Source organism: Nitrosospira sp. Nsp11 (genome assembly GCF_900142705.1).
In the GTDB taxonomy this organism is placed as follows: Bacteria; Pseudomonadota; Gammaproteobacteria; order Burkholderiales; family Nitrosomonadaceae; genus Nitrosospira.
Genome location: NZ_FRBV01000001.1, coordinates 224,369 through 242,511, shown reverse-complemented (window position 1 = coordinate 242,511; position 18,143 = coordinate 224,369). Strand labels below are relative to the sequence as shown.

General features: G+C 54.3%; 16 protein-coding genes. 3 read left to right on the top strand and 13 right to left on the bottom strand.

From position 1 onward, the window contains the following. Positions 1-148: 148 nt before the first annotated feature. Complete coding sequence (alr, locus tag BUA28_RS01250) at positions 149-1,222, top strand: alanine racemase (protein ID WP_072766325.1); 1,074 nt, start codon at positions 149-151, stop codon at positions 1,220-1,222. Positions 1,223-1,333: 111 nt separating this feature from the next. Here the strand turns inward: alr and BUA28_RS01245 are convergent, their stop codons facing one another. The 11 genes from BUA28_RS01245 to BUA28_RS01190 all read right to left on the bottom strand — a co-directional run bounded on the left by BUA28_RS01245 (position 1,334) and on the right by BUA28_RS01190 (position 12,847). Further along, on the bottom strand, positions 1,334-2,131 hold the full coding sequence (locus tag BUA28_RS01245) for a peptidylprolyl isomerase (protein ID WP_072766324.1): 798 nt from the start codon (positions 2,129-2,131) through the stop codon (positions 1,334-1,336). Between the two features lie 26 nt (positions 2,132-2,157). Continuing rightward, positions 2,158-2,421 carry a BolA family protein gene (locus BUA28_RS01240; RefSeq protein ID WP_072766323.1) on the bottom strand — a complete coding sequence of 88 codons (264 nt, stop codon included), beginning with the start codon at positions 2,419-2,421 and terminating at the stop codon, positions 2,158-2,160. Positions 2,422-2,430: 9 nt separating this feature from the next. After that, positions 2,431-2,730 carry a YciI family protein gene (locus BUA28_RS01235; protein WP_072766322.1) on the bottom strand — a complete coding sequence of 100 codons (300 nt, stop codon included), beginning with the start codon at positions 2,728-2,730 and terminating at the stop codon, positions 2,431-2,433. Beyond that, positions 2,730-3,275, bottom strand: a complete 546-nt coding sequence (locus BUA28_RS01230; protein WP_072766321.1) for a septation protein A — start codon at positions 3,273-3,275, stop codon at positions 2,730-2,732. Before BUA28_RS01230 ends, BUA28_RS01235 begins: the two co-directional genes overlap by 1 nt. Positions 3,276-3,561: 286 nt before the next feature. Further along, the gene (msrB, locus tag BUA28_RS01225) at positions 3,562-3,969 is read right to left on the bottom strand and encodes a peptide-methionine (R)-S-oxide reductase MsrB (RefSeq protein ID WP_072766654.1); all 408 of its coding nucleotides are present in this window, start codon (positions 3,967-3,969) and stop codon (positions 3,562-3,564) included. 88 nt (positions 3,970-4,057) lie between these two features. Further along, positions 4,058-5,275, bottom strand: a complete 1,218-nt coding sequence (locus BUA28_RS01220) for a DUF2863 family protein (protein WP_072766320.1) — start codon at positions 5,273-5,275, stop codon at positions 4,058-4,060. A 154-nt stretch (positions 5,276-5,429) separates the two neighbouring features. Next, positions 5,430-5,732: a putative quinol monooxygenase gene (locus tag BUA28_RS01215; RefSeq protein ID WP_072766319.1), complete on the bottom strand. Its 303-nt coding sequence runs from the start codon at positions 5,730-5,732 to the stop codon at positions 5,430-5,432. Positions 5,733-6,040: 308 nt separating this feature from the next. Then, positions 6,041-9,208, bottom strand: a complete 3,168-nt coding sequence (locus tag BUA28_RS01205) for an efflux RND transporter permease subunit (protein ID WP_072766317.1) — start codon at positions 9,206-9,208, stop codon at positions 6,041-6,043. A 62-nt stretch (positions 9,209-9,270) separates the two neighbouring features. Beyond that, positions 9,271-10,821, bottom strand: coding sequence for an efflux RND transporter periplasmic adaptor subunit (locus BUA28_RS01200; RefSeq protein ID WP_072766316.1), 1,551 nt, complete (start codon positions 10,819-10,821; stop codon positions 9,271-9,273). After that, positions 10,818-12,266, bottom strand: a complete 1,449-nt coding sequence (locus BUA28_RS01195; RefSeq protein WP_083569820.1) for a TolC family protein — start codon at positions 12,264-12,266, stop codon at positions 10,818-10,820. Before BUA28_RS01195 ends, BUA28_RS01200 begins: the two co-directional genes overlap by 4 nt. Positions 12,267-12,469: 203 nt before the next feature. Beyond that, positions 12,470-12,847: a hypothetical protein gene (locus tag BUA28_RS01190; protein ID WP_072766315.1), complete on the bottom strand. Its 378-nt coding sequence runs from the start codon at positions 12,845-12,847 to the stop codon at positions 12,470-12,472. A gap of 432 nt (positions 12,848-13,279) precedes the next feature. Here BUA28_RS01190 and BUA28_RS01185 point away from each other — a divergent pair, with 432 nt between their 5' ends. Next, positions 13,280-16,012, top strand: a complete 2,733-nt coding sequence (locus BUA28_RS01185) for a 3-keto-alpha-glucoside-1,2-lyase-like domain-containing protein (protein ID WP_072766314.1) — start codon at positions 13,280-13,282, stop codon at positions 16,010-16,012. Between the two features lie 29 nt (positions 16,013-16,041). Next, positions 16,042-16,962, top strand: a complete 921-nt coding sequence (locus tag BUA28_RS01180; protein WP_072766313.1) for a DUF6209 family protein — start codon at positions 16,042-16,044, stop codon at positions 16,960-16,962. Positions 16,963-17,053: 91 nt separating this feature from the next. On the opposite strand, the gene BUA28_RS01175 is transcribed toward BUA28_RS01180, so the two are convergent. Both BUA28_RS01175 and BUA28_RS01170 read right to left on the bottom strand, forming a co-directional pair. Continuing rightward, positions 17,054-17,413 carry a cupin domain-containing protein gene (locus tag BUA28_RS01175; RefSeq protein WP_072766312.1) on the bottom strand — a complete coding sequence of 120 codons (360 nt, stop codon included), beginning with the start codon at positions 17,411-17,413 and terminating at the stop codon, positions 17,054-17,056. 27 nt (positions 17,414-17,440) lie between these two features. Further along, positions 17,441-17,752: a hypothetical protein gene (locus tag BUA28_RS01170; RefSeq protein ID WP_072766311.1), complete on the bottom strand. Its 312-nt coding sequence runs from the start codon at positions 17,750-17,752 to the stop codon at positions 17,441-17,443. Positions 17,753-18,143: the final 391 nt, after the last annotated feature.

Below are 18,143 nucleotides of genomic sequence, written 5' to 3'. Positions count from 1 at the left end.
TCATCCGGGCAATATCACGAAACCGTTGTGCTATAAAATTGAAACCATCTGATTCAGGATCACTGATGAAATATTTGTTATGTCCCAAGAAACCTCTGCCTAAATCCAGAATCCTCTGCAGTGGATTTATTCAGAGGTTGCCCTGCTGATGTCACGCCCCATCCAGGCACTGATCGATCTCTCCGCACTCGAATATAATCTGTCCGTCGTTCGCCGCCACGCCCCCAACTCGCGCGTGATGGCAGTGATCAAGGCTGACGCATATGGCCATGGGCTACTGCGTGCCGCCGAAGCACTAGCTCGAGCAGAAGGGTTCGCAATGCTTGAGCTGGACGCTGCCGTGCGGCTGCGGGAGGCGGGCTATCGCCAGACGATTTTGCTACTCGAAGGTTTTTTCGATATAAGCGAATTAGGTTGGATCGAGCAATACCACTTAAGCACCGTAATCCATCACCGCGAGCAGCTCGCGATGTTGTCGGCATCCAGGCCCCGCGGCAAGCTGGATGTATTTCTGAAGCTCAATACCGGCATGAATCGGCTGGGATTTACGCTTGATGAGTTTCCCGCTGCGCTGGAAACCCTCAAAGCGAATTCTGCCGTAGGTCAAATTACCGTGATGACGCATTTTGCCCGCGCAGACGAGCCCTGCAGAAGCGAGAGCATCGCCGCGCAGCTACAACGTTTCAACGCTGCCGTCGAAGGGCGGTATCTGCCCCGTTCAATGGCTAATTCCGCTGCTATCCTCCGTTTTCCCGAAACACATGCCGATTGGGTACGGCCGGGCATCGTGCTTTATGGCGCCTCCCCATTCGCCGACACCCCTGCTGACGAGCTGGATCTGCACCCGGCGATGACGGTATCGAGCAAGATCATCGCGGTGCAAACGCTTGAGCCGAGAGATGGCGTCGGATATGGTCATACTTTTCGTACACACGGGCCGATGCGCGTGGGAATTGTCGCGGGCGGTTACGCCGACGGCTACCCGCGTCATGCGCCTACTGGCACCCCTATATTGGTAAACGGCAGGCGCACCCGCATTGTCGGGCGTGTATCCATGGATATGCTGCATGTAGATCTGACCGAAATAGAAAACGCCGGGGTGGGTACCCCGGTAACGCTCTGGGGAAAGGGAATGCCCGTTGACGAGGTGGCGCAATCAGCCGGTACGGTTGGCTACGAGTTATTATGCGCACTGGCGCCACGCATGCAGATAGTAACTTGATCCGATTCAGAAGGCGAAAGTTCGGGTTTTTCCTTGGACCTGTTCAAATTGCGCCCGTAAAAAAAGGCGGTCACCGACCGCCTTTTTATCTAGCGAGCATTTGAATACGAGTTATTCAACCTTCGCCTTGGATCGCAACTCGCCGACAGATGCCGCGAATTGACGTTGCAATACGCGTTGGGCCAGGTTCTGCTTTATTTCTTCGAATGGAGGAACCTTCAGGGGCCGCACGTCGTCCAGCCGTATAACATGCCAGCCGAAGGGCGTTTTTACCGGTTGTTCGGTGAGCTGACCCTTGGTCAATTTAGTCAAGGCTTCGGCAAAGGGCTGGACATAGCTTGCAGCAGGACTCCAGTCGAGCTCGCCACCCTTATTTTTGCTACCGGTATCCAGGGATTTTTCCTCGGCAATCTTCTCAAGCTTGGTACCTTTTTTGATACGCGCGATAATATCCTTAGCTTCTGCCTCGCTAGCAACTAAAACATGATGCGCCTTGTATTCTTTGTCACCCATCTGAGTTTTGACCGTTTCATATTCCTTGCGCAGCTCTTCATCGCTAACCGGGTGGTTTTTTATGTAATCGACCTGATAAGCTCTAACCAGGGCTGTTTGACGAGCCATCTCGAGTTGGGTTACGAAATCCGGGTCCTTGTCGAGTCCCTTTTTTTTCGCTTCCTGAGCGATTACTTCCTCGGTTATGAGGTCCTCACGCAAGGCTTTTCTGGCTTCAGGAGAATCCGGCTGATCCTGGGCAGCGCGCGCTTTCATTATAAATTCAATGCGTGACTGAGGAATGGCGACTCCATTCACCTTCGCCATGGACGACCCAGTTTGAGCCTGAACAGCCGTCACGGCAATCAGCCCGGAAATACCTAGCGCTGTTAGTTGGGAAAATTTAATAAAATACATGGGGCTTCCTTGTCATGGGATCAAAATCAAATTTCTTCGGGAGTATACGCTTTTACACTTAAGGCGTGAATATTCTTATGCATCATCTCTTGCAGCGCGGTATAGACCAGACGATGTCGCGCCAACGCGGATTTCCCGGAAAATTTATGGGAAACAATGGTGAGTAAATAATGCCCGCCACCGCTTTTAGCGCCTTCATGCCCTGCATGCCTGGCGCTCTCATCCACGATTTCAATTTTTTCCGGTTCAAGAACAGAAAGTTTCTGCTTGATCAATTCAATTGTACTCAACGGTTTTATTTAAGGTAAAATTTTTCTGAATGGCCTGACCGTCAATTTGCCATATACGCCGGAAGTGACATATGGATCGGCTTCTGCCCAGGTTTGCGCTGCTTCCAGTGATTCGAATTCGGCTACGATCAGGCTACCGGAAAATCCTGCCGGGCCTGGGTCGGGGCTATCGATTGCCGGGTATGGTCCAGCCAGGATAAGACGCCCCTCTTCCTGCAATACCTTGATGCGTTCCAGATGTTCCGGACGGACCGCCATCCTTTTTTCCAGGCTGTCGGGTATATCTTCCCCGTTTATCGCATAGAACATCACGCTTCCTTATCCTCACTGTCCTGTATGTATTTACCCAGCATCACACCTTGTAACAGGACAAAAGCCACCATCAGACCCATAAACCCGAACAGCTTGAAGTTGACCCAGGTATCAGTATCATAATTGAAAGCCACGTAAAGATTCGCTCCGCCCATTAACGCGAAAAATGCCGCCCAGCTGGCGTTGAGGCGGCCCCATACGGGGTCTGGCAGCTTGATCTGTTCTTTCATCATGACACGGATCAAGTTCTTCTTGAAAACCAGGTGGGCCAACAGTAGCGCGGCGGCGAAAAGCCAGTAAAGTACCGACGGTTTCCACTTGATGAATGTTTCATCTTGCAGGATCAATGTTGCACTGCCGAAAATAACGATGATAACAAGGCTGACCCACAGCATGGTATCCACCTTGCCGTGGCGAAACCAGACCCAGACGATTTGCGCAAAAGTGGCGCCAATGGCAACGGCAGTGGCCGCGTAGATGCCATAAATTTTGAAAGCAACGAAAAACAGGATTACCGGAAAGAGATCAAAAAGAAGCTTCATAATGTCCAACTGGGCCGGCAGGAGCCGTTGAAGAGTAATTATGGCCGTTAGCCACGTAAAAATCTATTCAAATTTTCCAGAAAGATGAGCGAATATATACGCTTAAATTGCGGGAGATTTTAGCCCCGACAGATGATTCTCCGTCCTGGCTAAAAAAGACTGGACGAATGAGGTAAAAAAGGCCGGACGAATGACGAACGGTCGAGCTAGATTTCCACTAAAACGCCCGGCATGTCTTTCAGTGTCATAAAAAAGATATGCCGTACTGATAAAGCAATCGAGCCGCTTATATATTGCCTGTTCCCCGATCGAGCTTGAGTGATCCGGAATTGATGCAATAGCGTAAACCGGTTGGCTCAGGTCCGTCGTCGAATACATGCCCCAGGTGCGCATCGCAGCGGGCACACAATACCTCAGTCCGGTGCATGAAAAAGCTGTTATCTTCCTCGGCTGTGACATTGGCCGGGGCCACCGGTTGCCAGAAAGAAGGCCAACCCGTGCCTGAATCGAACTTGGTATCCGAACTGAATAGCGCAGCACCGCAGCATGCGCAACGGTATACGCCTTTATCGTGGCAATTCCAGTATTCACCTGTAAAAGCGGGCTCGGTACCGCCCTCGCGACAAACATGGTACTGCTGAGGCGTAAGCTGCTTTTGCCATTCCTGTTCAGACTTGACGATTTTTCGGTCCATGATTCCCTTCAGTCGAAAATTTAGCGCCACCTGAAAGGTATCTCAAGGATATTTCAGGGATGTGTTCCAAGCGGACAAAGAGTGTATCTTAATGTAAATGTATTGGCGCTACTTCGCCTTCTTCCGGAAATTCAGCGTGAACCACTTCGCCTTCCGGGTTTGGAAACAATGGAGTGCCACACTCCTCGCAATAGTCCAGAAGAAAATGATTTTGCAGCAACATGGTATGACCTATGCCGCATTCCCGCAAGGTCGTTTCGATTTGGGTGACGATATCGCTGCTCTCATCTTCATCGCCAACCAATGCCCATACTATCCCGTACAGCACCTCGTTGCGATCCTTGAGCGTGAAACCTATACGGTATTCTTCCAGCCACTGATCATAGAAAGGCGCGATTACCGCACGCAGCCTGTTTGGGGAGATATTCAGTGTAGTTTGCAGGAAATTAACGGTGGCATGCGTGGAATAGGGCCGGGCGAGGCGATCCGCCATGCGCCAGGCCGAAAAAAAGCCATCGGGTATCGGTAATTCAAACGCGCACCCCAGGAACAACTGCCGTAAAGCTTCACCGCCGTGAGTCTGCCATGCAAGCACAATTTCCTCTTTTGATAACATCAGAGCCGGGAGGTTGCTGTTCCTGGTCTCGCCAACCCCGTTCGCTTGCTGCCAGCGGAACATGGCCTTTCCTTGCGGCGCCGCGATGCCCCCTAGAAGATAACGTGTATCGGAGAGAAAACGTCCGGTTTCGGCTAGCCGGTTGGGATTCATATGCAACATACGCTCTCCAGCCACCGCTGCCGACCATAGCTTGCCGGCCAGCTCATGTGTAAGGTGATAGCCGCGCGGCAATTGGTCGGGACTGAACAGACAATCCGCGAGCACGAACTGAACATTCGGCGCCAGCACATGGGTCTGCAACTGTACCCGCAAATTGGCCAGCATTGCTTCGTCTACCGGCCCCGAAGGAATTGAAAATCGCGACCACGTCAGCACCGGCACGGCAAACATCAGCACATCATAGCGTCGATCTTCATGTGTCAATATGCTGCATTCAATTGCAGCCTCTATGGCATAAATGAACTCGCTATAACCCGCCGGGTCCGTGTCATAAAGCTGATCCAACGCCGCTTCGAGATTTTGATCGTCGCTTGTCCGTAGTTGAGCGTGTATCTTTGCCGCAAGGCGGTTTTCCCAGAAGGCGTCTTCTATACGGCTGCCGGAAGCGGCAAGCCCAGCCGCCAGGCGGCAAAGCTCTTGCACTACGCGCGGAGATTTGGTGCGATGAGGAGCGCGAGTTTTTTTCATGAAAATTGATGTGCGCGTATGATCAAAAAAATATTTTAACTTAAATCCCGAGGATGGAAGGAGGATAAGCTTTTAGGGGATCGAACATCTGAAGGAGTGGGTGAATTATCTGCTCCACTCCTTCGCGCTACTTCCGGTTCTCGCCGCTGATGCGTCAGAGTGGAAGCTTCGCGCCGAGTACGTCTATATACTCAATCTGCGGGGGTTCCGCCAGTAAATCAGCTGCGTTGGCGCTCAGTGCTTCTGCGATCGGACCGGATAAATGCGCCGACCGCCCCGCCTCATCGGTGAATGCATCGAAAACGCCGAAAGTGGACGGGCCCAGGCGAAGAGCGAACCATACCGGCGTCTCGGCTTCCTGGTTCGCGAGTGCAAGTCCCTGTTCGAGAAAATTGCTTACATCGGTTTCCTTCCCGGGTTTGGCTTGTAATCGTACAAATAGAGCAACTTTTAGCATGATGGTTTTCTTTTCTGAAGTTGGACAACGAGGCACAACTCCAGACATCATACCGTTTCCCGCAAATGGCAAGACTGGCAAATTAAATAAAGTTCTTTCACCCATCTTCATATCCTTGCATCAGATCGTCCTTGCAGACGTCAGCGCTGCGGGCCCTTTTTCGCGGTGGAAATTGCCGGTTAGAGTGTACGGCAGTGCGCTACAATGCCGCCGCCTCTGCCCGGAGCCGGGACTGGCCGACAAAAGAAATTTACTACAGTTTTTTCAGATTGGCTAAGGATGAGTAGGGGGTAAGTATGCGATGGGTTTCAACCTTTCGTTCCATTGCGATTATTATCATCGCCGTGAACAAGGCGGTACAATATGGGCAGCACCAGCAGAGTCAACGCAGTGGACGAAAGAATGCCGCCGATTACCACGGTCGCCAGTGGCCGCTGCACTTCGGCACCCGTTCCGGTTGCCAGGGCCATGGGGACGAACCCAAGTGCTGCCACCAGTGCCGTCATCAATACCGGCCGCAAACGGGTGAGGGCGCCGGTTTGAATGGCCTCATCCAGGGCCATGCCATGCGCGCGTAAATCACGGATAAACGCCAGCATAACCAGGCCGTTCAGCACGGCTACGCCAGACAGGGCGATAAATCCCACGCCGGCGGAAATGGACAGAGGGATATCGCGCAACCACAACGCCACAATTCCGCCGCTAAGCGCGAAAGGAACGCCGCTAAACATCAGCAGTCCGTCCCGGACATTGCCGAACATGGTATAGAGCAGGACAAAAATCAATCCGAGGGCCACAGGAATGACAATCTGAAGGCGCTTCGCGGCTGAAATCAACTGCTCGAATTGCCCTCCCCAGGTTATCCAATAACCCGGCGGACTCTTCACCTTCTCTGCGATGAGCGCTTCCGCTTCTTCCACGAAGGATCCCAGGTCCCTGCCACGCACGTTGGCGGTAACCACTACCCTGCGTTTGCCGTTTTCGCGGCTTACCTGATTAGGTCCCTGGACAACTTCCAGATTAGCCACCTCGCCCAGCAGGACGTAGCCAACTACGCCGGCGGCAGGCGCCGCGGCAACCGCCATGTTGGAAGCGGGCAGCCTGACGGGTAAACGCTCGAGCGTCTCGATATCGCTGCGCAGGGATTCCGGCAATCGGACCTGCAGATCGAAGCGGCGATCTCCCTCGTAAATGGTGCCCGCGTTTCTTCCACCAATGGAAATGGCGACGGCATCCTGCACATCCACAGCATTCAAACCGAAACGTGCCATCTTTGCCCGATCCATTTGAATGGACAGTACCGGTAATCCGGTGATCTGCTCGGTCCTTACGTCCGCTGCGCCAGGGATGGTGCCTAGAACTTTTTCGATCTCCTCTCCTACAGCGAGCAGCGTATCCATGTCGTCGCCGAATACTTTTACGGCGACATCAGCGCGCACGCCCGAGAGCAGTTCATTAAAACGCATCTGTATCGGCTGGGTGAACTCGTAATTGTTACCCGGTACTTCCCGCACCGCCCGTTCAATCGCGGCGACCAGCTGCGGCTTTGTATAGTGCGGCCCCGGCCATTCCGACGGGGGTTTCAGGATAACAAAGGTATCCGCCACGCTCGGCGGCATCGGATCGGTCGCAATTTCGGCGGTCCCGATCTTGGAGAACACCCTCTCCACTTCGGGAAATGTCTTGATTGTTTTCTCCAGTTCGTCCTGCATCTCGACCGCAGTAGTCAGGCTCGTTCCCGGGATGCGAATGGCATGGAGAGCTATATCTCCTTCATTGAGGCTGGGTATGAATTCGCTGCCCATTCGCGTCGTCAGCAAGCCGGACAGCACCACAATCACCACCGCCAGCGTGACCGTCAGCGCCTTGTTGTGCATTGCCGCCGTTAGGGCCGGCACATACATATTCTTCACCCACACTACTACCGGACTTTCTTTTTCCGCTACCTTGCCGGAGAGGAAGAGCGCAATTGCCGCCGGGATGAATGTTACGGAGAGAATCATCGCGCCGACCAGTGCGATCACGACCGTGAAAGCCATGGGATGAAACATCTTTCCTTCCACGCCTGACAACGCGAAGATCGGCAGATAGACCACCATGATGATTAGTTCGCCATAGATCAGCACTCGCCGGGCCTCCCGAGATGCATCGAAGACCACGGCAAAGCGCTCGGCTGGAGTCAACAGTCGTCCCAGTCGCGCCTGCTCGTGCGCGAGCCGCCGGATGGCGTTTTCGACGATCACGATGGAACCGTCTACTATCAGGCCGAAGTCAAGCGCCCCCAGGCTCATCAGATTTGCGCTGACATGATTGGCCACCATGCCGCTGAAGGTGAACAGCATCGAAAGCGGAATAACGAGCGCGGTAATCAGTGCAGCACGCAGGTTTCCCAGAAACAGGAACAGCACCAGGATTACCAGGGTTGCGCCCTCGAACAGGTTGGTCGCGACCGTCCAGATGGTTTTGTCCACCAGATCGGTGCGATCGTATACCGGCGTGGCGACGATGCCTTCCGGCAGGGTCCGGTTTACCTCAATCAGCTTGTCGGCGATAGCATGAGAAACCGCTCGGCTGTTCTCTCCAATCAGCATGAGCGCGGTGGCAAGAACTATTTCCTCACCATTCTGTGTTGCGGCGCCGCTGCGCAATTCCTTGCCTATCAAAATATCCGCAACGTCCTTGATGCGTATGGGTATACCTTGCCGCGAACCGAGAATGATATTTGCAATTTCATCGAGATCGGCTACCTGCCCTGGCACTCTAACCAGGTATTGCTCACCGCTTTTTTCGATATAACCCGCCCCCACATTGAGATTATTTCGCTCCAGGGCGATGATTACATCCTGTAATGTCAGCCCAAAGGAGAGCAGTTTGTCGGGATAGGGTGTGACGTGAAATTGCTTGACGTAGCCACCTATGGCGTTGACCTCGGCTACCCCTTTAACCATCCGCAACTGGGGCCGGATAATCCAGTCCTGAATCTCCCGCAGGTCGATCGTGCTATATGCCGTGCCATCCGGCTTTTGCGCATCTTTCTCCGCGCCGACGGTCCACATGAAGATTTCTCCAAGGCCGGTAGAGATCGGTCCCATCGTGGGCACAATTCCAACAGGCAGCTTGGCCCTGGCTTCCTGGATGCGCTGATTCACTAACTGGCGCGCGAAATAGATGTCGGTGCCATCCTCGAAGATAACCGTTACCTGGGATAAGCCATAGCGAGAAAGGGATCGGGTGTAGTGAAGGTTGGGAAGGCCGGCCATGACCGTTTCGATCGGAAAGGTCACACGCTGCTCTGCTTCCACCGGCGAATAGCCTGTCGCCGAGGTATTTATCTGTACCTGTACATTGGTAATATCCGGTACGGCGTCAATAGACAGCTTCTGGAAACTGTAAACGCCAACCGCGGCCATAGCCAGCACCGCGCCGATCACGAAGCCGCGCTGGTGTATCGAACCTTGCAAGATGCGTTCAATCATGGTGTATGACCATCAGGAAAATCTCGGCTGACCTGCAGTTTGCCGTTTGGTTGCACCGATTTTCAGTGATCATGGGATGCACCTGCCTTGCCGAGTTCGGATTTGATGATAAAGCTGTTGCCTGTGGCGTACTGCTCTCCAGCGGAGAGTCCGCCCAGCACCTCAACCATTTTGCCATCGCTGCGGCCGAGCTTCAGTGGACGTGCTTCAAAGTGTTCCCCGTAGCGGCCAAACACCACCGACCAATCATTCAGTGTCTGGATGGCATCCACCGAAACCGCGACAGGCACTTGAATTTCTTCGACCACCAGTTCGGCTGTGACAAACATGCCTGGCCGCCATCTGCCGTCCTTGTTATCCAGTATGATCCGCGCGGTGGCAGTGCGCGTCGCGGCACCGACAAGGGCGCTGATGTAGGAGATCTCCCCTTCGCCCTCCACATCGATCGCGGTGGCTTTTACCTTTGCCTTCTGCCCGATCTTGAGCACATCCAGGTCTTTTGCATAAACCGTGATTTGCGCCCATACGGTGGAAACATCGGCTATGGTGAAGATCGCCGTATCCTCTTTAAGCGTCTGGCCCTGCGCTATGGCTTTGGCGGTAATAAGGCCCGGAATTGGAGCCTGGATCTCATAGCGGGACAGATCATGCTCCTGATAGATTGCCTCAGGCCGCACGCCAAGCGTGCGCAATTTGGATAAGGCAAGATCGGAAGCGATCTCGGCTTCGACCAGCGCCTGCTGGGCAGTGAGATAATCCTGCTTTGCGGAGATCTTTTCTTCCCACAACTGCTTTTCACGTTCAAATGTGATCCGCGCCAGCCCCAGCCGTTTTCGCGCTGCGAAGAACTGGCTGCGTAAATCAGCCAGCATCATGCTTTCAATGACGGCAAGTACCTCGCCTTTCTGCACATGCTGGCCATGATGCCGATAGACGGCATCCACGATGCCGGGCAACCGGGGTACGACCTGCACGATGGTATGCTCGTCGAATACGATTTCGCCCGGCAGCTTGAGCGTCAGTTTGAGCATTGCTGGTCCGGCAGTGCGTATTTCGATGCCGATGCTTTTCAGCATTTCGTCCGGCATTGCTACACGTGCTTCGACCTGGCTGTAACCCCAGCGAAACGTTTCACCGTCGTGTTCGGCTGCGATTGCCATATCGAATGAGTGTGGCTCCTCCACTACCTGATCGCCCAGCAGATAGTCGGCCTCAGGCTTGAAGTTGAATATCTGCGCCGGCGCACCCAGCCGGGATAGCGTGAGCGTCACTTTCGCGGCAGTGGGCGGAAGAAGCTTCCCGTTTTCATAGAGGTAGAGGCGCAATTGCGGCGGTACTCCTTTTTCAAAAATGGTGACCTCTACGCCGAAGCCGTTCTTGATAAACAGCTTTCCTCCCTTGGGACCTTTGCCGGGCTCTTGTCCCGCTCGCCTTTCCGTCGCTGGGTGGTTACTGGTTTTATGGTCCTCGTGAGCGCCGGTGGCGGCAGCTTCATCATGAACCTCATGTGGGATATCGGGAGAAGAAGCCTTGTTCCAGGTAAGGATTAATCCACCCAGTAAGATCCCTGTTACGATGACAACGGCAATCGATATCCTTTGGCGCTTATTCACAATGTGCTCCTTGAATCCCCATTTGCGTCATTTGTGCCATTTGTATTTGGGCCGTTGATTGCAGCAGGACTTACCGCCGCATCGATGGGTGCTGCAATCACGCGTTCGATTTCATTGACCAGGCGGTGGTAATTCGCAAGCGCGCGCACATAAAGGATTCTGTTCTGGAATAAAGTGCGTTGCGCATCCAGCACTTCAAGAAATCCAAATTTACCCAGCTCATAGCCTTTGTTGGTAACCTCGAACGCGCTTTTGGCCGCGGGCAGAATTTCGTCGCGCAGTATACCTACCTCGTTTTGCGCACTCGACAAGGCCTCATACGCCAGCGTGAGCTCGGCTTTAAGCCGCAGGTCGATGGCTGCCTGCTCGTCGATGGCCTTGTCTACACGTTGATGCGCTTCCCGGACACTGCCCTGATTGCGGTCGAAAAATGGCAACGGCATCACCAGGCCGACCACGGGCGTATTGCCCCCGAGCAGAGCGTGATGAACGACACCCGCGTTTATGGTGAGATTCGGTATCCGCCGCGTCTGTTCCACCTCCAGCAGCGCTTTACGCTGTTCTATATTTTTCATGGCGCGAAGCGCTGCAGGGCTGCTGAGAACGCGTTCCGCGAGAACTTCAAAGCTTGGCAGGGTGATCAATGATTCAAGATTTCCCAGCGCTCGGGTAAATCGCGGGGAAGCGTTGCCCCATAGCAGCGTCAGCCGTTTGCGCGCCGACGCCAGATCACGCTGCGCTTGCTCAAGCTCGATCCGGGTGGTGGAGAGTGTCACTCCGGCCCTGGTTTCCTCGATGGGAGGCACCTTGCCGGCCTGGACACGCTTCCCCGTCGTATTGACTACCCTCTGTGCCAGTTGCAAGTTATCCTCGGCAAGCCGCACACGTTCTTGTCCGGCCAGCACTTCCGTGAAGGTATTTGCTATCCGGGCGATAAGTTCCACCCGTCTTGTTTCATAGTCTTTACCTGCCAGTTCTTCACCGAGCAGCGCCGCATTGACTCGAGCCGCGCGCTTCCCGCCGAGCTCGATCAGCTGACTGATGCGGATAGTCGTGATTTGTTGCACAACCTCCTGTGCAACCGCCTTTTGCGAATTGATATCCCCCTGAAGCGGCTGAATATTTCCGATATTTTCGACATTGACCGATAACTCCGGGTTTCGAAGCAGCCCAGCTTGAAGTGTTGCGCCTTCCAGCGCGCGTATCTCCTTGGCAAAAGAAGCCAGCTCGGGATTGCGCTGCAATGCAAGCAGCGCGGCATCCCGTAAAGTCAAGTCGTCCTTCTCCTCAGGCTGGAGCACATCGGAAACGCGCAGGCTTCTGTCGGGAATGACGCCGGCAAAGGTGCCTTCCGCAATTGCCGAAGAGTGCCAACTCAGCACAAGAATAAGCCATCCAGCCAGCACGGAATATCGTGACGGCGCGAACGATACATCAAAGCTCATGAAAGTCCTCCGCAAGGTAGATATCAAACTCCGTAACCGGCGCTCGTATGAGTCAGCCGGTCCTTACGCAGATAGGAATGCGGCAAGCCTGCGCATGGCGCAGCGGCACAATGAACACAAGGATAAAGGCCTCGAATATTCTCCCGGCGAGTAGGGGCCTTCCCAAAGCAATGCCACGGGATACTTTTGCGAGACTTGCAGATTCAGCTTGCCAGGGTGTTTCGGGGTGGATGCAGGGGTGACTCGGGAATGGATTCGGGAACGGTGGCAGAGACAAAGATTCCCGGAACTTCCATACCAATGGAAGCGGGTACAGTTAAAGGAGCTGTAAAGAAAAAGGGCTGATACTGCCCTGCCGCGTGAAGACACAAATGAGTGGCGGCATCGAGATGGCCTTCATCATTTATAGCCGCGTGCTGATGGGCCTCAAGATGCGCTGTTGGATCGAGAGAAAGAACGTGATGCTCATGGTCGAGCTCATGCGCGAAAACCTCGCCGTTAAACGCCCAGCTGAATGCGTTGGTCATCATAGTGACGAACAGTACAAGCATGACGAGGTGAATATGACGGCGCGGGTTCATGGCTTCTGGGATTCTATACCCGCGAACGAATGCTGCCAATAGCTGTTTTTCTAGCAGCCTGTCGGACTTGAAGAATCGCGGCGAAAAAGTAACTGGGTGAGGACAGTTTTGGAGGATTCTGAAGGCCAATAGTTATTCTATTGGCCAAAAAAGCGGGGAAAGATGAAACAGCCAGACGCTTTTGCAGCCCATTTCCTTTAAGTCCGACAGGCTGCCAATGAGCATAAGTCAAGCTTGGATTCTTACAGGGAGCACTAAAGTTCAAATGATTCAGTTGTTCTCATTTTCGGAAATGCGCGAGTTTGTGAACTATAGTGATATGAATGTTTGATCCATGAGCGCAGAGGTCATCAACACTGCGATGGCACTTTCCTGCTCACTGCCAATCAACCGACGCAATGATCAATAGTTATCTAATCCAGCGGAAACGACATGCCTCAATTGCTGGCCTCTGAATCCACTTCGTTTACATTGGACAACATGGGGAGGTTCCTCTGCAACACCTTGCAGGAAGCAGTCGATAGTGCGGCGCAAACCGTCGGTGGGCGCCAGCGCGGCTTTGATGTAATTATCATTGGCGGCGGCACCTTCGGCGCAGTGATGGCGGAACATCTTTTTATTACCGATGCCACGCGCAGCCGCCGGATTCTCGTACTCGAGGCAGGGCCATTCGTAGTGCCCGAGCACGTGCAAAACATGCCGTTTATGGGAGGTGCGCCGGATTTGCGTGTGCCATGGGTCAATCATCCCGCACTGAACTACCTCGGCCTGATCTTCGCTGTCGGAGGGCGCTCGCTGACATGGGGCGGGTGGTCGCCCGAGATGCTTGATGAGGAAATGGCGGCATGGCCACCAGCGGTAAAAACGGCGTTGCGGCCGCCACCTCCCGCTGAGGGTTATTTCGCACAGTCGAGTCGGCAGATCGGCGTAAAAGAGACTAACGACTTCATCTACGGGCCGCTCCACATTGCGCTGCGCAAACAACTCCACGCCGGGCTCAACACACCAGGCAATGAAACAGGGTTTACCTTCGCTCAGCTCCTTGAGCATCCGGCGGTGCGCTACCCCGACCCCGGAGAACCGCCGCTGACCGCAGCGCCGCTTCGTGACTGGCTGGGTTTGCCCGGCACCGACATCACTCCCGAGGCGGTCCTGCACGAACTTTTCAAACTTGAAGCACCACTTGCGGTACAGTCGACAACGTTGCCTGGATTCTTTCCAATCAATAAATTCAGCGCGATCCCCGGGTTGATCAGCGCAGCAAGGCTGGCGAACAAAGAGGCGGACGGAGTAGGACCGGTAGCGGACGCACGCAAGCGGCTCATGATTGTGCCAAACTGCCACGTACAGGAACTCATCACCGAGACGCAAGCCGATAATTGGGTGCGAGTAACGGGCGCGCGTATCTGGCAGAATGGCGCATCACGGGATATTCTGCTCGCGCCACCGCGAAACGGCAGGCAGGGTGCGGCGGTAATCGCGCTTGGCACGGTTGAAACCACGCGAGTGGCACTGACCACCTTTCAGCAATCGCTTGCTGGGCGCGCTGCGCAACGCATGGGTGAAAATCTTATTGCGCATCTGCGTACCAACCTCACCATACGGATACCGCGCACGGCCATCGCGGCCAACCTGCCGGCCACGTTGATTCCCAGCCTCCAGGCATCGGCGTTGCTCATCAAAGGCAAGGCACCCAACAACCGGACTTATCACTTCCAGATCACCGCCTCTGGATTGGGCAAGCTGGGCAGCGATTCCGAAGCCGAGCTTTTCAAGAAAATCCCGGATTTGGAACTTTTCGAAGCGATGCGCCGCGCGAATGATGCGACCGTCGTCATCACCATTCGCGGCATCGGCGAAATGACAACTCGCAATCCCGACAGCTTCATTGATCTTTCGACGCGGGAAAGTGACTTTGGGCGCCCGAAGGCCGTTGTTCATCTCGGCAACGCCAAAGCCAGTCCACAGCAGTTTCCCGGCAGTGCACAGACCAACACTGATCGCGCCACATGGGATGCCATGGATGTGGTAGCCGATAAGATCGCGCTCATCTTTGCCGGCAATGAACCGTTCGAGATACTTCTGGCCAATCCTGACGGCGCCATTCCGGTACCTTCTGGTACCCGGGCGCAGCGGCTGGCCATACTCTCCGCGTTCAGGAACCGTCGCGACGACCTGGGTACCACGCACCACGACGCGGGCACGATGCGCATGGGCGACAACATCGCGGACGCTGTAACCAATGATTTTGGTCGTATCCACGACACCACCAATTGCTACGTTGCCAGCCCGGCGCTCTTCCCCTCTCTGGGTTCACCGAACCCGATGCTCACGGGTGTCGCGCTGGGCCGTCGGACGGGAGATTTGCTCAACGGTGGCGTGCTCTTCAGCCCCGACCCGGTCATCAGTCCTCAGGACGAAACCGGTTTCCGCCCGCTCTTCGACGGCACGGCGGCTAAGTTCAAAAACTGGACGCTTGCCGGACCCGGCGGCGGTGGCATGCTGCACCTCAACGGCGAAATGGTCAGCTATGGCGATGGCGCGCTGCGGCTGTTCTACTACTCCCAGGAAGCTTTTGGCGATTTCACGTTGCGCCTGCAGTTTCGCATCTTCGACGCCACAAACCACAACAGCGGCGTATTCGTCCGCTTCCCGCGCCCGACGCCTGGCCTGACCGCGGCTCTCCAAAATCGCGTCTCGCAGCAACCATCGCCCGAACCTTCCTTCGATGCGGCAAATCCTGCCTGGAAACCTGTGATTGCTGGTTTTGAGGTCCAGATCGACGACAACGCCCGCGGGGATTCCGGCAAGGACTTTTATGGCATCAAGCCTGAGCCGGATGGATTATTTAAAAATCGTACCGGCGCGATCTATAAAATTCAGGCTGGCGATAAAGTCTGGCACCTGAATTTCAACGAACCGGCCGTGCAGAACTATACGCCCGGCCCCGCGCTCGTTCCCGCTACCTGGTTTGAATATGAGATTGTCGTGCAGGGCAACGACTATGCCGTCTTCCTTACCAATATCGAGACCGGCGAACGGAAGCAAACGACGATATTCCACAATACCGACGCAAACCGCGGCCTATCCCCCGGATTCATCGGCATCCAGGCTTATGCGGGCAGCACAGTCGCCTGGCGCCATGTCCGCATCAAGACCGCTTAACCCATACCAGCAGAAAGCAGGAGGAAATTATGAAATCAAAAGCAACGATTCAGTTCCTCGGGGATTGGCGCGAGTTCCAGCATGGCATGATCGAGCGCAGTGGACGGCTCAAGGTCGAGTATGACATGCACAGACTACCGCACTGTTTCACGACATGGCATGGCGCCGGGCTCGGCGATATCACCGCATATATCCGGTTTCATCCTCGAGGGGAGGTCGTTAGCGGCAGTGTGATTGCCCCGGTCCGAAACCAGGAAAGCCCACCAGGCATAATTATCGGACATGTGCCTGCGCCATTTGAAACCGCGGTGCCGGATGACGCTGCACAGGCGGAGATCTGGTTCCACAATTTTTATCAGACCAGCACGCGTTGCGACGCTTGGGACAGCCGGTTTGGCTCCAATTACTGGTTCGAGATCGACGGTGCGCCGGCGCGAGCCCCGATGCAGCCGGTCGCTTATCGCAGCGGCGCGATAACAAGTCCGGAGACGGTTAATGTGCTGGAGCACAGTGCTGTCAAGGTCAACGTCTTTCCACCACTGCCGGAAGGCGGCCCCCGCCAAGGAACAGACTTGCAGACGATGTTGAAGGTGACTGCATGGGTCAGAGAAACCACTCTCGGCGCCAACGCATGGATTGACGTTCATGCCTTTGACGATGGCGACAAGCTGATACATTCCGAAACGTTGACGCTGCCTTATAGCGGCTTTGGACCGGTATTCCATTACGAGTTCTCGGGCAAGGTCTATCAAGGTTCAACCGCCACCCCGGGATCCGTACAGCCAAGACCCGACGCACGAAAAATCCAGTATCGCCTGTATTACGACATAAATTATCAGGTCTTCACTGACGGCATCCTGCATCAACTTCATCTTCCCGAGGATGCTGACACTTCGGCGCACTCAGCCCATTCAGCCCACTCAGCCCACTCCCACAAGACACCACATTGATGAACAGGCTCGCAGCGATGACAAAGCATTTAACGAAGACATGACTAATACATGACCATGCTTGAACAGGCTGGTGAATCAGGGGTTTTCCTCAACCGCTTCCACCATCGTTTTCGCCACCTTTAGGCCCCCAGAATACAACCCACGTTCCAAAATCACTGGAAAAATTCTCGAACCGGTGCTCAACGTTGGCGGCTACAAACAGGCAATCGCCCGCCTTGAACGAATGACGATCTTCACCGATAACAAGCTCACCTGTCCCCTTATGGATGAAGTAAACCTCATCCTGTTCATGCGGTATCTGGGGGTCAAGGCCGATGGGTGCGTAATATTCGATCGACATGCTGCCGTGAGCAAGCGCAACGGCGAATCGTTCACCCATGGACCATTCTGCGGTGACAGGACCTGGAATGCGGGAAAATACTTCCTCAAACGTTGCTTTAACCTTCAATTGCCCTCCTCGCGAGTAGGACCGTGCTTAGTCATCCCTGGCAGGCTCATCTGTGGAACTGCTCGGTATTTCCTGGAATCTGCCGGTAAGAGATGCAAGGAATTGGCTATGGGTAGTCAGCACCTTATAAAGCGGGAACGCGAGAGCGCCAAAGATTATGCCCAGAAGCAAACCCGCAAACGGCGCTAAAAGGAGAACAAGAAGCGCTTTCCCCATACCGCTACTCTGAAAAGTGAAAAATGCGTTTAAGGGAGAAAATAACGTATTGGCACAACAGAATGCCAGCGAATTGAACTTTACGAAGGAAATGAAGTTAAGTTGTACGAGATATCTGCTCATTTATTTCTCTGGCAATGGGTTGAACCTTGCCGAAGCTCGGCCGCTACCGCTTCATTGTATGAAATAATCCGGGCCTGCGTGAGATTTATTCAGCGCTTTAATCAGAAACTGCCCACAGTGCTGGAGATATCCGAAGCGCTTCCTACCCCCGGCTGCAGTGCAGGACCAATATGAATGCGCGAATGAGAATGCCGACATTTCAGGCGTCGCCGCGTACATTATGATCGTCCCTCCGAAAGCGTAAAAATATTTGTGTTAGCCAGAAAAAATTCAATCAAGTTGACGCTCGACCAGCGAATGCTAGACTGGAACATGGAGCGATAATTTATCGTCTTTCATCCTGCTCGGCTACCGGTCTTTTATACCATGCACCATGCACGACAGTAGAGGC

Excerpts from the sequence above, each read along its gene's own strand:
- alr (WP_072766325.1), top strand. The coding sequence starts at position 149 with ATGTCACGCCCCATCCAGGCACTGATCGATCTCTCCGCACTCGAATAT.
- BUA28_RS01245 (WP_072766324.1), bottom strand. The coding sequence starts at position 2,131 with ATGTATTTTATTAAATTTTCCCAACTAACAGCGCTAGGTATTTCCGGG.
- BUA28_RS01235 (WP_072766322.1), bottom strand. The coding sequence starts at position 2,730 with ATGTTCTATGCGATAAACGGGGAAGATATACCCGACAGCCTGGAAAAA.
- BUA28_RS01230 (WP_072766321.1), bottom strand. The coding sequence starts at position 3,275 with ATGAAGCTTCTTTTTGATCTCTTTCCGGTAATCCTGTTTTTCGTTGCT.
- msrB (WP_072766654.1), bottom strand. The coding sequence starts at position 3,969 with ATGGACCGAAAAATCGTCAAGTCTGAACAGGAATGGCAAAAGCAGCTT.
- BUA28_RS01220 (WP_072766320.1), bottom strand. The coding sequence starts at position 5,275 with ATGAAAAAAACTCGCGCTCCTCATCGCACCAAATCTCCGCGCGTAGTG.
- BUA28_RS01215 (WP_072766319.1), bottom strand. The coding sequence starts at position 5,732 with ATGCTAAAAGTTGCTCTATTTGTACGATTACAAGCCAAACCCGGGAAG.
- BUA28_RS01205 (WP_072766317.1), bottom strand. The coding sequence starts at position 9,208 with ATGATTGAACGCATCTTGCAAGGTTCGATACACCAGCGCGGCTTCGTG.
- BUA28_RS01195 (WP_083569820.1), bottom strand. The coding sequence starts at position 12,266 with ATGAGCTTTGATGTATCGTTCGCGCCGTCACGATATTCCGTGCTGGCT.
- BUA28_RS01190 (WP_072766315.1), bottom strand. The coding sequence starts at position 12,847 with ATGAACCCGCGCCGTCATATTCACCTCGTCATGCTTGTACTGTTCGTC.
- BUA28_RS01185 (WP_072766314.1), top strand. The coding sequence starts at position 13,280 with ATGCCTCAATTGCTGGCCTCTGAATCCACTTCGTTTACATTGGACAAC.
- BUA28_RS01180 (WP_072766313.1), top strand. The coding sequence starts at position 16,042 with ATGAAATCAAAAGCAACGATTCAGTTCCTCGGGGATTGGCGCGAGTTC.
- BUA28_RS01170 (WP_072766311.1), bottom strand. The coding sequence starts at position 17,752 with ATGAGCAGATATCTCGTACAACTTAACTTCATTTCCTTCGTAAAGTTC.